At 58.6% G+C, this 16,034-nt stretch carries 17 protein-coding genes and 1 tRNA gene; 4 read left to right on the top strand and 14 right to left on the bottom strand.

The annotated features are described in order from the left end of the window. Positions 1-167 precede the first annotated feature (167 nt). On the bottom strand, positions 168-569 hold the full coding sequence (locus tag BRADO_RS34880) for a hypothetical protein (RefSeq protein WP_011923695.1): 402 nt from the start codon (positions 567-569) through the stop codon (positions 168-170). A 19-nt stretch (positions 570-588) separates the two neighbouring features. Then, complete coding sequence (locus BRADO_RS02265; protein WP_041756016.1) at positions 589-933, bottom strand: hypothetical protein; 345 nt, start codon at positions 931-933, stop codon at positions 589-591. Between the two features lie 77 nt (positions 934-1,010). Between BRADO_RS02265 and BRADO_RS02260 the strand changes: the two genes are divergently transcribed. Together BRADO_RS02260 and BRADO_RS02255 are read left to right on the top strand one after the other, a co-directional pair. Then, positions 1,011-1,256 carry a helix-turn-helix transcriptional regulator gene (locus BRADO_RS02260; RefSeq protein WP_011923693.1) on the top strand — a complete coding sequence of 82 codons (246 nt, stop codon included), beginning with the start codon at positions 1,011-1,013 and terminating at the stop codon, positions 1,254-1,256. A 70-nt stretch (positions 1,257-1,326) separates the two neighbouring features. Further along, on the top strand, positions 1,327-1,575 hold the full coding sequence (locus tag BRADO_RS02255; RefSeq protein ID WP_041756015.1) for a hypothetical protein: 249 nt from the start codon (positions 1,327-1,329) through the stop codon (positions 1,573-1,575). A 45-nt stretch (positions 1,576-1,620) separates the two neighbouring features. Here the strand turns inward: BRADO_RS02255 and BRADO_RS34875 are convergent, their stop codons facing one another. Together BRADO_RS34875 and BRADO_RS02245 are read right to left on the bottom strand one after the other, a co-directional pair. Further along, positions 1,621-2,565, bottom strand: coding sequence for a hypothetical protein (locus tag BRADO_RS34875; RefSeq protein WP_011923691.1), 945 nt, complete (start codon positions 2,563-2,565; stop codon positions 1,621-1,623). Positions 2,566-2,637: 72 nt separating this feature from the next. After that, entirely contained in the window at positions 2,638-2,859 is a 222-nt protein-coding gene (locus tag BRADO_RS02245) for a hypothetical protein (RefSeq protein WP_041757272.1), read from the bottom strand. A 177-nt stretch (positions 2,860-3,036) separates the two neighbouring features. Between BRADO_RS02245 and BRADO_RS02240 the strand changes: the two genes are divergently transcribed. Then, a complete protein-coding gene (locus BRADO_RS02240; RefSeq protein WP_041756013.1) occupies positions 3,037-3,750 on the top strand; it encodes a hypothetical protein in 714 nt (237 codons plus the stop codon). A 934-nt stretch (positions 3,751-4,684) separates the two neighbouring features. On the opposite strand, the gene BRADO_RS34870 is transcribed toward BRADO_RS02240, so the two are convergent. From BRADO_RS34870 to BRADO_RS02185, 10 genes are all read right to left on the bottom strand, one after another. Beyond that, positions 4,685-7,711, bottom strand: a complete 3,027-nt coding sequence (locus BRADO_RS34870; RefSeq protein WP_011923686.1) for a hypothetical protein — start codon at positions 7,709-7,711, stop codon at positions 4,685-4,687. Between the two features lie 18 nt (positions 7,712-7,729). Further along, a complete protein-coding gene (locus tag BRADO_RS34865; protein ID WP_011923685.1) occupies positions 7,730-9,094 on the bottom strand; it encodes a hypothetical protein in 1,365 nt (454 codons plus the stop codon). A 401-nt stretch (positions 9,095-9,495) separates the two neighbouring features. Beyond that, positions 9,496-9,666, bottom strand: coding sequence for a hypothetical protein (locus BRADO_RS35330; protein ID WP_173363477.1), 171 nt, complete (start codon positions 9,664-9,666; stop codon positions 9,496-9,498). 308 nt (positions 9,667-9,974) lie between these two features. Further along, positions 9,975-10,349: a helix-turn-helix domain-containing protein gene (locus BRADO_RS34860; protein ID WP_011923683.1), complete on the bottom strand. Its 375-nt coding sequence runs from the start codon at positions 10,347-10,349 to the stop codon at positions 9,975-9,977. A 308-nt stretch (positions 10,350-10,657) separates the two neighbouring features. Beyond that, positions 10,658-11,827, bottom strand: coding sequence for an AAA family ATPase (locus BRADO_RS02210; RefSeq protein ID WP_011923682.1), 1,170 nt, complete (start codon positions 11,825-11,827; stop codon positions 10,658-10,660). Next, positions 11,809-12,255, bottom strand: coding sequence for a hypothetical protein (locus BRADO_RS02205; protein WP_011923681.1), 447 nt, complete (start codon positions 12,253-12,255; stop codon positions 11,809-11,811). The genes BRADO_RS02210 and BRADO_RS02205 overlap by 19 nt, the downstream gene beginning before the upstream one ends. Beyond that, positions 12,252-12,530 (bottom strand): hypothetical protein, encoded by a 279-nt coding sequence (locus tag BRADO_RS02200; RefSeq protein WP_011923680.1) that lies wholly within the window; start codon positions 12,528-12,530, stop codon positions 12,252-12,254. The genes BRADO_RS02205 and BRADO_RS02200 overlap by 4 nt, the downstream gene beginning before the upstream one ends. Further along, complete coding sequence (locus tag BRADO_RS02195) at positions 12,527-12,889, bottom strand: hypothetical protein (RefSeq protein WP_011923679.1); 363 nt, start codon at positions 12,887-12,889, stop codon at positions 12,527-12,529. The genes BRADO_RS02200 and BRADO_RS02195 overlap by 4 nt, the downstream gene beginning before the upstream one ends. Before the next feature lie 574 nt (positions 12,890-13,463). Further along, the gene (locus tag BRADO_RS02190; RefSeq protein WP_011923678.1) at positions 13,464-14,267 is read right to left on the bottom strand and encodes a hypothetical protein; all 804 of its coding nucleotides are present in this window, start codon (positions 14,265-14,267) and stop codon (positions 13,464-13,466) included. Positions 14,268-14,357: 90 nt separating this feature from the next. Further along, the gene (locus BRADO_RS02185) at positions 14,358-15,629 is read right to left on the bottom strand and encodes an integrase family protein (protein ID WP_041756006.1); all 1,272 of its coding nucleotides are present in this window, start codon (positions 15,627-15,629) and stop codon (positions 14,358-14,360) included. Between the two features lie 118 nt (positions 15,630-15,747). On the opposite strand from BRADO_RS02185, the gene BRADO_RS34855 reads away from it, so the two are divergent. Continuing rightward, positions 15,748-15,832, top strand: a tRNA-Ser gene (locus BRADO_RS34855). The last annotated feature ends 202 nt before the right edge of the window (positions 15,833-16,034 follow it).

The raw sequence follows: 16,034 nt of genomic DNA, 5'->3' as shown, positions 1-16,034 counted from the left end.
CGCTCGGGTGTCTTGAAGATCGGAGAGCGCCCCCATGACGTGCATGAACACCAGTTCGGCCATCCGCGCCAAGTCGCAAACCTCGCTCTCCATGTCACGAAATGCGGCGGCGTGGGCTTGATCTGCGGTCGACTCGGGCTTGGAGCGGGGGAATTCTACAACCTCGCTCATGCCAGCCCCCGCACATTCGCGACGCCTTGAGACAGAGACAGCACAAGGGTGCGGTTCATATGGTGGTCGTCCAGCGTCCAGCTGTCGAGGCGCTGAAGCGTGAGGATCAACGCAAAAAGCCCTTCAAGCGTTGTGGGGGGTGTTGCGATAAGATCGGTCGCGCGGTCCAATTCGTCCGAGGAAAGCTCGTCGTCGAGATCCTCGCCAGTCCCCTTGATGCGGGCCATCTCAGCATCGAGCGCAATGCGCGCCTCCTGCCACAGGTCTATAGCCCGCCATACCGGGTCCGGAGCTGCCGACGCGCTAGATGCCAGAGCCGGGGCTGCACATGAGCCGGTAAGCGCTGCAAGAGGAAGAGCCGCAAGGGATTTCAGGGCTGCTCTACGATTGGTGGTCATGAATCTAGCTCCTTCGAGTTTAGATGGCGGTTTCGAGTTGACGGATTTCGTCGCGATACGCGGTGACGGTGCGGCGCCATGCCGGGCCGCTATCGATGAAGCCAGCGCGTTCAATGAGCGCGTTGAGGCAGGAAATGCAGTCCTGGCGCTCCTGCGCGGGAATGGCGCTCAGACGTGCCGCCTCGCGAGCCTCGGCCCACGCCTTTCGCAGCGCCCAGGCGAAGCAATTGCGACCGATGTCCGAGAACTTGATCTGCGGATATTTGTAGACCTCGCGGAAGATTGCCCAGGCGCGTCGCATAACGGCGGACCGATCGATTTTGGGCATAGCTCCGCCGTTCACCGGAGAGGCGCTTTTGCTCATTGGGGTTGCTCTCGATATGAAGTCTTGATACAAAATGGATCATATCAATGATCCAAAAAGTGTCAAGGCGAATTCGAATGATTTCGATCGAGCAGATCCGGGCGGCTCGCGGCCTACTCGGCTGGTCTCAAACACAGCTGGCTGAAGCGTCGGGCCGCTCTCTGCCAACAATCAAGAGACTGGAGCGCGAGGACGGTGACGGCCCCGCGGTCTCAAACGACGTGCGAGCGGATGTTGAGGCCGCGTTGGAAAAGGCCGGTGTCGAGTTCATCCCAGAGAACGGCGGGGGTGCTGGGGTGAGACTAAAGAAGCGGAAGCGCTAGCAATGCCCAATTCCCCGTACGAGAGAACTGTGCTCATATGCCAGCGCAACGACGATCGTGGCTGATTCCTATGACGATTAATTTTGAGTACGATCTTGATGAGATTGTTCAAATGGCGGGCAAGCCGATCACGTTGGCGGGCGCATTGAGGCGGATGCCAGACCAAGTTGGGCCACTCGCCGTGCTGTATCGCGATGCCGGCAAGCAACCGGCCCTCTTCGACGCGGAGCAGATCCAGGATCTTTTGGACAAGCACCGTTCCGAGCTTGAGGCGGGTAACCCACAAGGGCATCGCGAGGCAGATAAATACGACAATTGAGGCACTTGGCCCGCTTGTGGCATCAGTGGTTGCGGGCAGTTCGTGTCAATCCCAGAGGCCGCGCACGATCGTGTCGGCCCGCGTCATGTTGCCATCCTCGAAGATCGGGGCGTCAAGCGATAATGGGCTACGAAGGTCGCCATGAGAGACACTGGGATAGTCGCGATTATGTTTTGCGACGTAGAACTTGACCCGTCCCGGGATGTCATCTCGGTGAATCAGCCGCTCGCTCAACTCAAGGAACAGATCTCCAACAATTTCTTCACGCGCAAATTTGGGCCATGTCCACGGCGTCAAACCATAGAGCCACTCAAAATCACCGGGTCGAAACTCATAGATTTCGATCTCATCCGCTCGGCGCGGGAGTCTGATGATCTGGGCCATTCTGCCGTCAAGCCGAGCGATTCCCATCGGACCTATAAGCGCTTTACGGCTACGCCAGCTATGCACATTCTCTATGATGAAACGATTGAGATTATCGCATTCAATGCGCACGCGCTTCAACTGGGCAAAGCTCAGAATTGGCTTGCGTTTGCCGTTAGATCTCGTGATGTCGCTGATGTTCATGCCGGTCAACACAGCGCGACGAACCTTCTCGATCTGCTGCTTCGTGACCGGACCGCCTCGACCGATAGAGGCGAGTGTGCAGGCCTTACATTGGCGGGTGCCATTTGTCGACTTAAAATAGAGGTTGTCTAGCGTGAGAGCGTGACCTCGGAGACAGTGCGTGCGGAGCTTAAAGCTTTTGCTCATACCCTTGCGGGCGTTGGCGGCCGCTGTGCTCTTTGCAAGCAACGCATTTGCCTCTCGGGCGTACTCCGGCTTGGCCGCGCAATACGCGCGATAAGGTTCGTAGTACGTAATACGTGGATATCGTTCACCGTTCTTTGGTCGTCCGCCGCAAATCGAAAACAGCGTCTGTCCTGACCGCAAAGCTTGCAGAACTTGCGCCGCAACTTCATCACTCATGGTGCCAGTGGACTTCGGCATAGTGATCGCTCCCTGCGCAGAAATTGCGCAGCGGCATCGGGCGCCTGAGTCGGGGCAGACGTCAATACGCAGCTAATTCTCGTCGGACGCCAAGAATTCCGCTGCCTTTTCCGCGGCGATAGCCAGAGCGCGGGAGAGCTCCATCGTTTGTTCGGGCGTGAGCTGGAAATTCACCGACACAACACTCGCGATGGACACCGTGATCTCTTCATCGATCTGCTCGACAACAACCGCGGCCGACTCTTCGATCTCGATCTCATCGACGAATCCAAAGACGCTAAGCTCATCCGGCATCGCAGCTTTCTCCAAGATACACGTGACGGCACATTGCGAGATTCTTACGGAAGTTGCGATTGCACCGATGTTTGGTGGCGGCAACACACCAGCAATGACATAGATTTTTGGTTGCTCTCGCGCGGAAGCTGCGGAATCCTTCGGAGTTGAGACTAAAAGTATGCCGCTGGAGGTTGTATGCTCAAGGTGCTTATCACGGTTCTGTTCTCGATAGTTCCTCTTTCGTTTGCTCATGCTGACTCTTGTAAGTCCATCAATGATAACGTAAAGCGTCTCGCCTGCTATGACACTCCGACCGGCCTGGAATACGTAATTCGGGAAGTGGAACAGAATCCCCAAGCCGTTGCATCCATTGTAGCGGCTGCGTTCGCTCTGGTAAGCGGTGTCGGCGGGCCGCTCGTCACTCTACTCATAGGCCGGCGCCAAGCAGCTGCTGCACAGACGTCAGCAGATGCGGCCAACTTGACCGCCAGGACCGTCGGCTTTCGCGAGCTGGCAAAGGTTCGCCTCGACTGGCTCAAAGCTCTTCGGGATAATCTCTCCGAGTATCACTCCATCCTAATGACCTCGGAAGATCCAGATCCCGACCTTGAAGGCGAGGCTGCTAAGGAAGCGAGAGAAAAAGACGAGGCGGATGATCGCCGGCTCTCTTACCTTGGTACTCAGCTAGATTTGCTCCTCAACCAGAAGAAGCCACTTCAGAAGGCGCTTTGGGGTATCAGCGACGAAATTCTTGCACTCGATACCAAAGAGGAGAGACAGGCTCGCGATCAGGCGCTTGTGGAGGCCGCTCGCGCCGTACTAGATTTCGAGTGGCAGAAAATAAAGCGAGAGATGCGGGGTGAAACTTCGCAGGTTCACCCCGCTGTGGACCGGGGTATTCGACTTTGACGCGAAGCATTCGTCTTCAACGGTCTTCTTTTCTCTTACCCCTCGAAAGCTCGGCAATGCCTGCGCTTTGCAGCGTGGATCGAACGACCGGTAAGCCCGTCAGGTTGCGACTCGCCCGACCGAATGGTTGTATCTCCCCGTTCATAAACCATGGGGAGGTAAACTATGTTAAAATCGTTTCTCGCCGCCGCCGCTGCAATTCTGATCACCGCGCCTGTGATGGCACAATCGTATGGCTACGGTACCGGCTCAAATCCCAACAATCACGGGGTCTCTGGTTACACGCGGAACGATGGAACCTACGTGCAGCCCTACCACGCCACCAATCCGAACGGCACTCAACGCGACAACTACAGCTCAAGTGGCAACATGAACCCGTATACGGGCTCAACGGGTCATCGCACACCGCGATATTGAGTGACGCACCACCGGGCCAGGGCGCGGGGGCATAGTCGCAGGCCGGATCAGTTTCAATATATCAAAAATGGGGCAATCCATGCGAAACCAGCGCCGGCTCGCTGCCATCCACGCTCTGCTCGCCGTCATCCTTGGCGCCTGCTCCGTTGCTACGATGAAGAGCTACGAAGGTAAGACGGTCCTTGACGTGATCCTGGACTATGGCCCTCCCTCCGCCGCGTACGATACAGGTGATGGACGCCGCGCCTTTGTCTGGACCATGAACTACGCCTACGGGCTTCCCGCACAGGCAACTACGATTGCCTCTGTTGCCAATTATGGAAATCAAAGCTTCTACTCAGCCTCAACGCTTGTGAGCCCAGGCGCCACCTTCAGTCAGTCCTGCAATTATGCTCTTTTCGCTGTCCGCAAAAATGGGGCTACGGACGGGCCGGCTGCCTGGCAGGTAGTCGATTTCGCTAAGCCGCGATTAGACTGTCTGTGATGGACATCCCGCAAGTGCCGTCAGGTGTCCGTCCTATTTGATGTTGCTTGCGACTGCGACGGAGATTCGTTTGAGGGTCTTAACGATCCTTTCGACTCCACCGCCTGTCGGCTGAGCCGGGGCCTTCTTCATCAACTCCCTAGCTAGTTCGGGATGCAGCATGGCTTCCTTGATCAGATCGTCTACGTGAGAAATGCCTGCGTCTCGCAGTGACGAAGCTATGCGGGTCCCAAGCCAACCAAAAACGCCGCCGCTGATGCTGTTGGTGACGGCATGACCTGCGGCGGCGGCTCCAGCCTCAACGGCAAGCTTGTTCAAGATCGAACCCTGAGGAGCGGCGTTCGCTAGATCCTGTGCCGTGTTCGAACCGCCCGGAAGCTTCGTTGCGTTTATGCTGCGATTGGCGCGCTGAATGTCCTGAGCAACAGCCCGGAGATTGCCAATTTCGTCGGGCGTGAAAACCTTGCCGAGAACGTCGGCTTTGTTTTTGATGAAAGTCTGAAACGCATTCGCGTTGATGAGTGCTTGTTCGGATGTCGCGGCCTCTGTGTTGCCGATGTACTTGGATTGAATGTATTCGACAACAGATCGGCGTAGTCCTTCCATGGCGCTTGGATTGCCTCGTGCATTACGCACCAATTCACCCATTTGCGCCGCAGCGTTTTGCTTTTCGAAGACAGAACCAACTTGACGCACGACGTCGCCGCTTTCAGTTCCCATGACCTTGGCGATAGCCGACCGATCGAACGTCTCTAACTGCTCTTTCCGAGCTGCAGACGCTTGCGCCAAAACCTCTTCTGCGCGGCCAGGATTGGCAAATCGCGATCGGATGGCGGGCGGCAGTTCGGCCAACGCGGCATCGTGCTGTTTTGCCCAAGCCAGCGCCTTGGCGGTATCGACTGAGCCATCGGGACGGACAGCGGCTCGACGCAGTGAAGACGCGGCATAATCGGCAATGATCGGGATCGCCCGGTCTTCGCCGACGGCAGCCACGAAATGCCGCACGTCCTCGCCGCCATTGGCGCCGGGATGGAAGACCTTGGAAGGGACGAGAGAGTCGGGAGTGCGGTATTCGCCAGCGCGGGCGCCGGGACGCAGAACGTTACCTGTGGCGCCTTGGTCGAAGGTAGCTGCCCGTTCGCGGGTGGCCGCTGATGCGGCCCTCAGCCGCTCGGCTGCCGCTTCGTCTAAGGGCGAAGCTTCTTGTACTCGCGAATTTCCCTCAGCATTTCGAAGTCGGTTCGGTACTTCTGTTCCAAATGCTGCAGAAACTGAGCCTTCTCGGCGCGGTCCCATCCCTCCAACACCGCTTCCAACGACTTCCCCGGCTTGACGGGTGCGTGCCCACTCGGTGGCTTCTCGTTGAAGTCTTGCACCGATAGTGTCCTCTGCAGGAAGGCGACCTTGTGCGACCGCTCTTTGGTCTAGCCGCACCTGGCGCTCAATCGCACCGTCTATCGACTCTTCGACCGAGCGTCTTAGCTGACTCAGCCTGGCATAAACCGGGGTGCGCCCATTGGTTCGAAGCTCCTGAAACATGGCAGTCGAAATCCGGCTGCGCAAGTCCTTGACCTCCTGAAACGGCGTGTTCGGTCCATAGGACTGCGCCACCTCGAAAATGTCCCGCTCTTCGCCCGTCATCGGCTTGGCCGAACGGGTCATGGCGCCCTGAACATTTCGCGCCGTGTTGGCAATCGGACCCGCTGGCATGGTGAGATCGCGATGAGGGTCTACAGCCTCCCACAGGCGATTTTCGGCTTCCTTGGCTGCATCCCTGGCCTCTTGAGCTGGAGCGCGCATGGCGGCTCCGTAGCCCTCTTCGCGGCCCATCCCGCCAAGTTCTGCGGTCGCCTGATTGCGAAGATTGGTGGCGTTGCCGACTTCGGCTTCCGTCACTCGGTCGAGAGATTCCCGCATACCCCTAAAATGGGCAGAGACGGCCGTTGGGTTGCCTGTCGCCTGCACCCCCTCAATGGCACCGCGGCGCGCGGAATTCTGCTCAGCGGCCCTTTGCAAGAAGTCGTCGGGGTTGTTCGTGCGAACCCGGCGCTCAAGTTGCCCAAGACCCATGTCGCCAGTCTGCTGAAACGTCGTCGGCTTGGACCCGGCCACCAGCTCATTAGGGCCGTTTTCAAGGTTGTTCATTACCTGGTACGGGTTGCTGGACGATCCCCGGAGGGTTTGGCCGGCAAGCTGTTCTTGGCCCGCTTTGGTAAACGGCCTCGCTGCCTGCGCTGCGGCGTTGACCGCAAATTTGCCGCCTTCCCACGCGACCCGAGCGGCTGCAGGAACGACGCCACCAGCCAGTCCACCGGCTAACGACCCCACGCCCTTATAACCCTCTGGCGCAGCCTCAGCGCCGGCAGCAGCGCCAGCACCAACGGCCGCACCCGTCGCCGCCGTGGCAGGCGTCGGCCCACCGAACAGGCCTTCAAGCGCCTTGTAGATCTGCGGCGCACCCTCAGCTAATTTGAAAAGCTTGTTGACGACCGCAAGCTCGGCCGCCCCGGCCACGAGACTGCCAGCCCCTTCGCCCGCCCCTCGCGCTATACGCTCCGCGGCATTGTTGGCCTCCACGGTTTCACCGGTCGCGATGCCCAGCCTCGACATGCCACGTCGAATGCTCTTGGAGCCCCCAAACGGATCTTCAATCGGTCGAATGTTTGTTCCGAAAACCGAGTTGATATCGTGGATGTCGCTATTTAGCCCCTTGGCGATTGCATCCGCCGGAGCGCCCAAAGTGTTCGCGATGCCTTCGTTGAGGCCCGAAACCGCATTCCAACCAAGCGACGAAGAGGTGGCCTGCTTCGGCGAAGACACGTCGTATTTGTCAAACGGGTTCTTCCCTTTTACCTCTCGCGAGGGCAACTCGTCGTATTTATCGAACGGATTGGAACCAGACTTCTTTTTTGATGAGTACCCGTCGAACTGATCAAAAACATTGTCGATCGATCGAACAACGTCGCGGAAGCCACCCTTAGAGATCGCGCGCGGCGGACGCTTAGACGTGTCAGGTTCTGCGCCGCTATCAATCGAGGCGATAACGTCAGCGAAGCTCATGTTCTGCGCCACTCACGATCAAGACGCTCCATATATCTTGATTGTACCACTGGTTATGTTCCCAGATGAGAATTGGATCTGAACGCCAGTGACCGCGGCGTTGCTATTCCAATAGCCTGATGTCAGGGCAGCCCTTGAATTTACGCCACCGGAATTATTGAACATCATTCCCGATACCGCTTTTGGGAACGTTGTAGCGGAAGGATTGTAGATCCGAATGGTCCCACTGACACCAGCGCCCGTGTTTCCGACGTCGTTCGTGTTTGAGAGTGGGATGAAGGTCGTTGGCGCACCTGTGCTTGGAGTGAAATTCGTCGTTGCGATGCCCCAAACCAAGGTAAGATAACTTGTGTTCTGAAAAACGCCGGCACTTTGTATCTGAAGCTGAAGCGTAACCGCATTCGTGGCCGGCACAAGATTGATGAAGACGAGGTCGTAAGCGGAATATGCGTTCGTGAGACTCGACGTATCAGAAAGCGCGGCGGATGCGCTTGCAGTCAGCGTGTTGAGAAGCACATAGTTTGATGATGCCGGCGCGGCCCACGTCCCGTCTCCTCTTGCAAAGTTGGCGTTCGTGGGCGATCCGGTGAAGCCGCCAAGGTTTGAGACACCAAGCCCCGTAACGGTATTAGAACCTGCAGCGATCGTCTTGTTTGTGAGCGTGTCTGTAGTGGCGCGGCCCACTAACGTATCAGTCGAGTTTGGAAAAGTTATCGTCGCGACGCCCGATGCGGCAGTCAACGTGTTGCCGTTGATCTTGACCGTATTTGGAGCGGCCGTGTCGATCGTCTTGTTCGACAGCGTGTCGGTTGTACCACGGCCGACGTAGGTATCCGTTCCCTGGAACGTAATTGTCGTCGCATCAGTGCCAGAGAATGCAATCGTGTTGTTCAACGTCAGCGTTTTGCTGCCGTTGATGGTGATGGTTCCACTCCCGGCCGTCCACGTGTTGCCGTTGAACGTCTTGTTTGTCAGCGCCTGCGTGGCATCGGTCAGGACGGATTTGCCCTCGACGCTTACCAGATCAAACGCCGACGTCGCCGTGTTGAATTGAATGACGGCAACGCGATTTTGAACAAGGTCTCCCGTGCTCGCCTGAGAACCGTCGCTTCGGTTGACAGCAAGCGCAGACAGCAAGCCGACGGCCGCCGTAACCGGCCCTGACGTGGTTGACGGAACCACGAACGAGAATTGCAAGCCGGCTTGGTACGCAAGGATGTTAGGTGGGAACAACGATGCGATCGGCGTCAAAATGAAGGCATTCGTTCCTGTCGCCGTGCATGGGATCGTGCCGAGAAGTCCCGTATCTGCAAAAGCCTGATCCCATAGGCTCATGTTCTGCAGTCCGTCCGAAAGGTTGACGAATGTGGTGCGGGGGGCCATTAGCTCGCCCTTCTTTTAACTAATATCGCTGCCCCGCCGGGACGGCCCTGCTTATTTTCAATATGAACCCTTGATTCCTGCAGGCCGCTCTTCGAGCCAAAGACTTCGACGGCTGAAGCTTGAGCGGAGGCTACAGGCGCCTCGGACACAATCATTCCTCCAGCGCACGACGGGCTGGCATCATTTTCAGGGGAAGGAGAAGGGAGCCTAATTCGATTGACCATTGTTCTCTCGTCTCTCAACGACGCACGCGCGCGCGGCCTCGTTGTGTGGCGCCGGATTGAGCAAACGGAAGGGATTGCCGGACACCTCGTCCGGTCAAAAGCGGCTCTGCCTAAGGTCCGCCAACGTCCTGCCTATGGGCTAAGCCCCGCTACCGGCATTCCTAGCCGGCTGCGCACTCAAGAGCGCGCGACCATGTCGAATTGCACGCCGTCAGCTCGCAACTTCTCTACGATGCTTTGACGGATGTATTCCGACTTGGTCTGGAAATTCCTACTCGCCGCCTCGTCGATGACTCTCGACAGGCGATCCGGAGCGCGAAACTGCACAATCTTCATTTCCTCAGTCATGTGCAAAAGCGTCCCGAAGACTTCCTTATCTTGATATCTACCGCGAAGACTAACATGCGCATGACCGAAACGGAATCCGGGAGTGGCCGCTATGGCCGCTATGGCCGCTCTACCTGATTTTCTCGCTAAACGCCTCGTGGCGATTGACGAGACGACTGCTCAGAACTGAGCCGCCGGCAGGCATACCGGCTTCCACCCACTCCCCTCGCGCGCGTACTGGTCTCGAAATGGCCTAGCAGCGGTTCTAGGAGCACTCTCGGCAAGCTGTGAAATGATCACCAAAGTCGCGAATTCAGCATTCGCCTCAATCAATTGAACGCCGGGAGCCTGAGCAGCCTTGCGAGCCCTTCGTTGCGATAGTAGCGGGCGACAGATTCCTCTTGGCGGATACCTAAGTGATAGGCAGCCAGAGCGTCCCGATCGCCTGCCAGGTGCATGGCGAGCGCGATGCGGCTGAGCGTCCACGGCCGGACATGCCCCCCAACGCGGCGACCTAGGCCGTGTTCGCGTGTCCAGCGGCGCAGTGTGGTCTCGGGCACGCCTGTCGCTCGCGACGCCTCCGGTACTGAGATCGCCTCCAGGCCGTTGAATGGCTCCAGGATCTTCAGCTTTCCAAGAGCCTGAGCGCCAACCGGATTTGCGGGCTGACTGGTTCGGCTTTTAGGGGCTGCAAAAACCGTCATGGCTCTGACGTCGTTATCGTTCCCGAATTTATCCCTCTCGCCGTCCCTCTGGTCTTGAATACTAGAATTGTTATCGACTGGGTTGCTGTCGGCTTTGCGGTGGCTTTCAACTCGGGGCGAAGCCTCAGCGCAGCCCGAGTTGGAAGCCTGGAAGCGCCCCGTTTGGGCGCCTTCCAACGCCCGGGGGGTATGGGGGGTTGGAAACCCATGGTTGGTAGGGGGGTTGGAAGGCTTTGGAACGCGGTTGGTAGTGGCGTCGGCATGGGGGTTGGAAGGTGAAAAAACCGGTTGGTAGGGGGGTTGGAAGGTCATCGCCCGTCCCTTTCCAGATGCTGCCGGCGCTTGCTGGCCGGTCCGGTCTCAACGGCCCTGATGGTGCCAGCAGTAAGCAGTCGCTCCATTGAGGAGCGGAAGGCGTGCGCTGTGACGCCTGCCGCTTCGGGGTCTTGGGCGAATTCCGATGGGGCGTTGCCCTTCGCGTTGCTCGCATGAACGCGGCGCCCCTGAGCGTTGCGCTTGTCGAGGAGGCGCAAGAAAAGCTCGTCAACCTCCCGTTCAGCTGCCGCCTGACGAGGCGACCCGGCCGACAAGGCGGTGCTAAATGTTAGTCCAGCCCATTGGATGCGTGTCTTCTCTCCCGTGCGACCGCGATTACTTTTCTTCACTTCCAGATACCGTGCGTCGGGATCGTCCTTATCAGGGTCCGAAAGGTGCAACATGCTCCGAACCGAATTCCGCCAGTCGACGGAGTTTGCCGTACCACTGCCGTCCGCCATTCCCCGCACGCTCGGGTGATCAAGCAACAGGATCGCGGTTTCCTGTTCGCGCGCCAGCTTGCGCAGCATCGCTAGGAAAGCTCGAACTTGCCGCCGCTGGATTGCGTCGCCGTCGAAAACCGCCGCCACGCTGTCTATGGCAACGAGCGCCGGCTTGTTCTGGACAATCCAGGACTCAAGCTGCTGCAGCAAATGCGTTCGCTGGACTTTCCCGCTCTTGTCGACGTTGCAAAGCCACGTCTGATCAAGGTCGGGAAACACGAGATGCAAACTGTCGATGCCGTGAGGATCAATATTGCGGTGTTTGGCGATACGTTCGACGCGGTCCCGAACGTTGTCTTCCGGCTCCTCGCACGAAAGGAAGAGCGCCGGCCCCGTCTCGGCGACGCAGCCAAGCCAGTCGCCAAGCCCTGCGGCAACAGAAACCAGCAATTGCGCGGCAATCTCGGTTTTGCCAGAGCCTCCGTTGCCTGCCAGGATGGTGAGATCTCCCAGAGGAATTCGACCTTCTGCAAGCCACCGTTGCGGTGTCGGCTCGATACCGCGCCACGCAGCCGGTGTAATCGGCGCGAACGGAGCGATAGGCTCTGCGGGGGCTGGAGCGGGCGCGACGGAATAGCCGTAATCCTCCGGTCCGCTCGGAAACGGAGGCTCGTCGTTCATCACCACGGAGAAGGCGCGGCTTACTTGCTCTTGCAGCATCGAGCCTCCCAAAGCTTTCGGAGGTACGGTGCATCCGCCGGATGATCCAACAGCCACTGTCTCAGCGTCGCTTCATCTTCGTTGTGCACCGTGTACCAAAACGCAGCGATGGTTGACTCCGGCGTCTGGTACGGCCGCTTTGCCGGGATCTTTGGCACGATAGGCGGCGCCTCGATTGGCGCGAGCACGGCCATGTTGAAACCTTCCGAAATGGTTTCTTGAACCACGTCGGGGCCATGCCGATGGACAAGCCCGGCTGCCTTAGCGGCCGTAAAGGCAATGTCCGATGCCTGCTGCTTCGTCAGGAAGCCCTCCAGAGCCATTTCAGCAAGTTGGGTGGATTGGGCTTCCAGCTCGGCAAAGGGCGCGTCAGCCAAGCTTACAGCCACGCCAATTGCCAGCTGTTGAATGTCGGAAGCCAGCATCATGAGAACGCCTCCGCTTGCGCGAGGGCAACTGCCACCGGCCCGGAGACCGAATGCACGATATCCGCAACCTTCGCTCCATGCTGCAAAAGAAGGCTTGCCAGCATTGCGGCGTTTTCCGCATTCTGCTGCAACGGAGTATCGATCAAGCCGGTATCGAGGAAGATTTCGGCGAGGCGCCCGTCATCGAAACGCCCGATGCTGGCGCGGTATTTGTACCCCTCATGATTGAATTCGAAGGCGAGGCTTCCCCGCCGGTTGGGCAATCTTTCCCTCATCGATTGCCCTCCGCTTTGGCCGCGATTTCAGCGGCAAACCGCAGCGGAAGGACAACCAGCGGCTCGGCCCGGTCGGCTTTGACAATGAGAAGGTCGCGACCTTCAAGCCACCCGTACAACACGCGGAAGCCATCGGCGCGGACTTTCACCTCTGCGCAACGATCCACTCCCAACAGCAGAATAGTGATGTCGCCGACGAATGACCCGCCCGCTGAGCCGGACAGCGGCACGCGCTCGGCCGCAAACCCACGATGCTGCAGGAATTTGGTGATCGCCCGCTCGGCTCGGTTGCCCTTGTCGCGCGAGCGGCGCCCGCCTTTGGATTTCTTCAAACTCTCAATTTGAGACTTTGACATCATGCCGCCTCCCCGTAGTGAAGGCGCGCAACGGTCCGCGCAGTTGCAGGCGCAAGCGAATAGGCAATTGATAGCCGACAAGCTTGCCGATTGGTCAGAGTGGGAGTAAATTCTGGAACGATCGAGCCGCCAAGCTGATCAATTCTGGCCCCGTCCAGCGTCCCAATCGCTGCGGCGGGGCCTTCTTCTTTGAAGACCATACTATGCCGCAGCCCCCATCGCGACAGTCTCGCTGGTTGAGCGGACTAGAGGACCGATCTTGCCTCGCGCCCAAGCGTCGAGACCCGAAATCGGGTATAGCGGGAATGGCCCTGCTTTTCGAAAGGGAGGCCCCTCCGAACTGACACAAGCCAGCTTCGCAAGTGTCTTCGGAGAACAAGGGATGTTGTATGTGTCCGTAACGTACTTTGCCGCTTCTGAGCGGCGAAGGTGGCGCTCGAGCTTAGTAGTTTCCGTGTCGCTCATTCGACTCTCGCATCATCACGGATTAATTTCCGTGGATGCCAAGTAAATGGAGCATCGGAAAATGAGCGGTCCATATAGGCGGGGTGATTTTGCCGCCTATTTGAGCCGCCTATTAGGGATCGGTCCTGGAGCACTTCTTTTCGCCTCGCTCACGCGATGGGAAACTCTTACGAAGCTCCCTAACCCTCTCGCGGCTCACCCCATATTGCCTCATGTGTTCGATATCCTCATCCCGCGTGGGGATGTAGCCGGTCGGTTGCTGACGCCTCCATTTCTCAAACATTGGAAGAATCTCGGCCTCCGCGATCCGCTTTGTCGCTGTCGAACGGGACGTAGTCTTGGCTTTGGCCGGCACTGTTGAGAGCCAAGCGGGTACTTCCCAGCCACGCTCGTTAAAAACGCTAAGAAGATCCTCCCTGCGCACCCAGAGACAGGAAACGAACGCGCGGGCAATGTGGGGATCGCGATACATCGTTGTATCTGCAGCGGCGGCAATATCGCCGAAACCTAGGCGCCCAAGCTTCTGAGAGGCGTCAAGCATGAAAACGCGAGGGGCCCAATTCTCGCCGATCTTGCTGCTAAAGCGGTGTGTGAAGAGCGCGTTGAGAAGCGCAGTCATAAACCGATAGGCCGTCGGCTCCTCGGAGTTGGGCCGTCCGGCCCGAATCACCGATCGCTCGGTTAGCCAGTCCAGCGTTTCACCAAGGGAAATCCAGCGCCGGCAGGTTCGTTGCGTTTCTGCAAACCTCGCGATGCGACCAAGACGGTCTTGCTTTTCGATTGCCGACCGACGCAAGCGCGCTCGTTTCGCAATTGCAATCCTCTTCCTATTCCGCGGCGCTTGTTTGGCGATCAGATTCAAGCGGGCTAGCCGCCTTCCGCGAAACGGCAAAATGCCGCTGTCGTGAGTGCTCATTGCCCCTCCGCTTGGAGCATTCCGCAAAGGACGACGCGGCAGGCTGGTGCGGGCCAGCTTTTCGGGAGCTACCCTAGCCGCGCCGATGGGTTAAGCCTGCCTGAGCTGGACTACCTTTTCGGTCGAGCGGCCGGTCATTGCGTTATCGATGTGACTCGCGATGCGATCTGCAGCCGCCAGCAAGGCTGAATCGATTTTATGGATATACCCCTCCGTGACGCTCGCGCGAGAATGACCGATCAGCGCCTTAATTGTCGGGATTGAAAAGCCGAGATCCTCGGCGGTCGAGCTGTACGAATGCCGCAACCCGTGACTGGTGATGCCAGGCACTGCTTTTCCAGCAATGTCTTGGAGCCACCGGGTCAGCCCTGTGTGGTGCTTCGCGTCCGACGTGATCGAGGGAAACACATACTTCGACTTGGATTTGTCTGACGCCGCGACGAGCACGGCAACAGCCGCCGATCCGATCGGCCGAACGCTTTTCCCGGTCTTGCTGTCCCCGAGTCGGAGCGCCATGCCCTTCGTGTCCAATTCCGACTTCAATAGACCTTGGATCTCGTCCAAGCGACAGCCAGTCAGAGCTGCAGCACGGCACGCAAGAACTCGTTGCCAGTGCGCTCCATTCGCCTCTGCTGTCTCCAGGGCTTTGCCCAAGCGTCTATAGCCCTCGTCATCGAGGCGCCATTCGCGGGTTTCGTCTTTCGGCCTACGCAGGCCGCTGACCGGATTGTCGGGGCGATATCCCTCCGCAACGGCGTAGCTGAAGATGCCGCCCAACAGTCCAGCCGTCCGCGCGGCAGTGCCTTTGCCGCCCGTAACGATCGCCCGCCCCCGTTTCTTCTCGGTTTTGACATCCGTCGCGGACTTGCCGGCGATCACATCCCGAAGGAACCTCCCCGCATCGGAGGCCGTAAAGTCTTTGATGGTCCGCTTGCCGATCAGTGGAATGATGTGGCGCTCCACGCGCCCGCGATCCGTGTAAAGCGTGGTTTCGCTCTTACCTTTGCCGCCACGGGTCAGGATCAGGCCGCGCTCGGCCTTTTCAAGATACTCGCGGGCGAGATCCTGGATCGTCATCGCGCCACGGGCGAGCTTTCTCGCCTCAGCCGGGTCCGAACCGCGCACGACATTCCCAAGGGCCAATTTGGCTTCCTTGCGTGCCTCCTCGACCGTGAGGACCCCAAATCGCCCGATCGTGAGCCGCCGGCTGCGGCCGTTGGCGTTCCGATATTGGACAAGGAAGGATTTTGCACCGCTCTTCTTCACCCTCAGGCCGAAGCCGGGCAACTCGTCATCCCAGATGAAGAGGTCGGCGCCGCTAGTCTCGGCCGCATCCACGGCCCGCTTGGTCAATTTTGCCATCGGAGTACGGGTAAGCACCGGGTAAGCACGTGGCGGAAATCACGGGTAATCCTGAGAATGTCCGCTGCCCTCGAAAATCGCTGCGAAATAAGGTATACGGAGCACGCGGAAATTCAAAGCAAAACAGGGTAAGCACAATGAACATATCGACATCTGCCCTCCGAAGGCAAAGGTCACACGTTCGAATCGTGTCGGGTGCGCCACTTCGGTACAGAACTGGGCACTCCAAAACCTGCCGCTTTTGCGCTTGAACCCGGCGGCCAGCGTGCGCAGGAGCACGCTTTTGTCTCCCATAATGCGCACCTCTTTCGCGTTCACCTTGACGCGCTGGGCGAGCGCGCGGAGGTGATCGCGACGGTAGCCGCCGCCCTCGGCCCTCATCCCTTTCCGGGCGGCTCTGGCAAA

Origin of the sequence: Bradyrhizobium sp. ORS 278 (assembly GCF_000026145.1) — a bacterium.
Classification (GTDB): Bacteria; Pseudomonadota; Alphaproteobacteria; order Rhizobiales; family Xanthobacteraceae; genus Bradyrhizobium.
This window is presented reverse-complemented; position numbering and strand designations above follow the sequence as displayed.

What these genes read in the sequence shown, in the direction of transcription:
- BRADO_RS34870 (WP_011923686.1), bottom strand. Translation starts at nt 7,711, where the DNA reads ATGAGCTTCGCTGACGTTATCGCCTCGATTGATAGCGGCGCAGAACCT.
- BRADO_RS02185 (WP_041756006.1), bottom strand. Translation starts at nt 15,629, where the DNA reads ATGGCAAAATTGACCAAGCGGGCCGTGGATGCGGCCGAGACTAGCGGC.
- BRADO_RS02240 (WP_041756013.1), top strand. Translation starts at nt 3,037, where the DNA reads ATGCTCAAGGTGCTTATCACGGTTCTGTTCTCGATAGTTCCTCTTTCG.
- BRADO_RS02245 (WP_041757272.1), bottom strand. Translation starts at nt 2,859, where the DNA reads ATGCCGGATGAGCTTAGCGTCTTTGGATTCGTCGATGAGATCGAGATC.
- BRADO_RS02210 (WP_011923682.1), bottom strand. Translation starts at nt 11,827, where the DNA reads ATGCTGCAAGAGCAAGTAAGCCGCGCCTTCTCCGTGGTGATGAACGAC.
- BRADO_RS35330 (WP_173363477.1), bottom strand. Translation starts at nt 9,666, where the DNA reads ATGACTGAGGAAATGAAGATTGTGCAGTTTCGCGCTCCGGATCGCCTG.
- BRADO_RS02190 (WP_011923678.1), bottom strand. Translation starts at nt 14,267, where the DNA reads ATGAGCACTCACGACAGCGGCATTTTGCCGTTTCGCGGAAGGCGGCTA.
- BRADO_RS02200 (WP_011923680.1), bottom strand. Translation starts at nt 12,530, where the DNA reads ATGAGGGAAAGATTGCCCAACCGGCGGGGAAGCCTCGCCTTCGAATTC.
- BRADO_RS02255 (WP_041756015.1), top strand. Translation starts at nt 1,327, where the DNA reads ATGACGATTAATTTTGAGTACGATCTTGATGAGATTGTTCAAATGGCG.
- BRADO_RS02260 (WP_011923693.1), top strand. Translation starts at nt 1,011, where the DNA reads ATGATTTCGATCGAGCAGATCCGGGCGGCTCGCGGCCTACTCGGCTGG.
- BRADO_RS34880 (WP_011923695.1), bottom strand. Translation starts at nt 569, where the DNA reads ATGACCACCAATCGTAGAGCAGCCCTGAAATCCCTTGCGGCTCTTCCT.
- BRADO_RS02265 (WP_041756016.1), bottom strand. Translation starts at nt 933, where the DNA reads ATGAGCAAAAGCGCCTCTCCGGTGAACGGCGGAGCTATGCCCAAAATC.
- BRADO_RS02205 (WP_011923681.1), bottom strand. Translation starts at nt 12,255, where the DNA reads ATGATGCTGGCTTCCGACATTCAACAGCTGGCAATTGGCGTGGCTGTA.
- BRADO_RS34865 (WP_011923685.1), bottom strand. Translation starts at nt 9,094, where the DNA reads ATGGCCCCCCGCACCACATTCGTCAACCTTTCGGACGGACTGCAGAAC.
- BRADO_RS34860 (WP_011923683.1), bottom strand. Translation starts at nt 10,349, where the DNA reads ATGACGGTTTTTGCAGCCCCTAAAAGCCGAACCAGTCAGCCCGCAAAT.
- BRADO_RS02195 (WP_011923679.1), bottom strand. Translation starts at nt 12,889, where the DNA reads ATGATGTCAAAGTCTCAAATTGAGAGTTTGAAGAAATCCAAAGGCGGG.
- BRADO_RS34875 (WP_011923691.1), bottom strand. Translation starts at nt 2,565, where the DNA reads ATGCCGAAGTCCACTGGCACCATGAGTGATGAAGTTGCGGCGCAAGTT.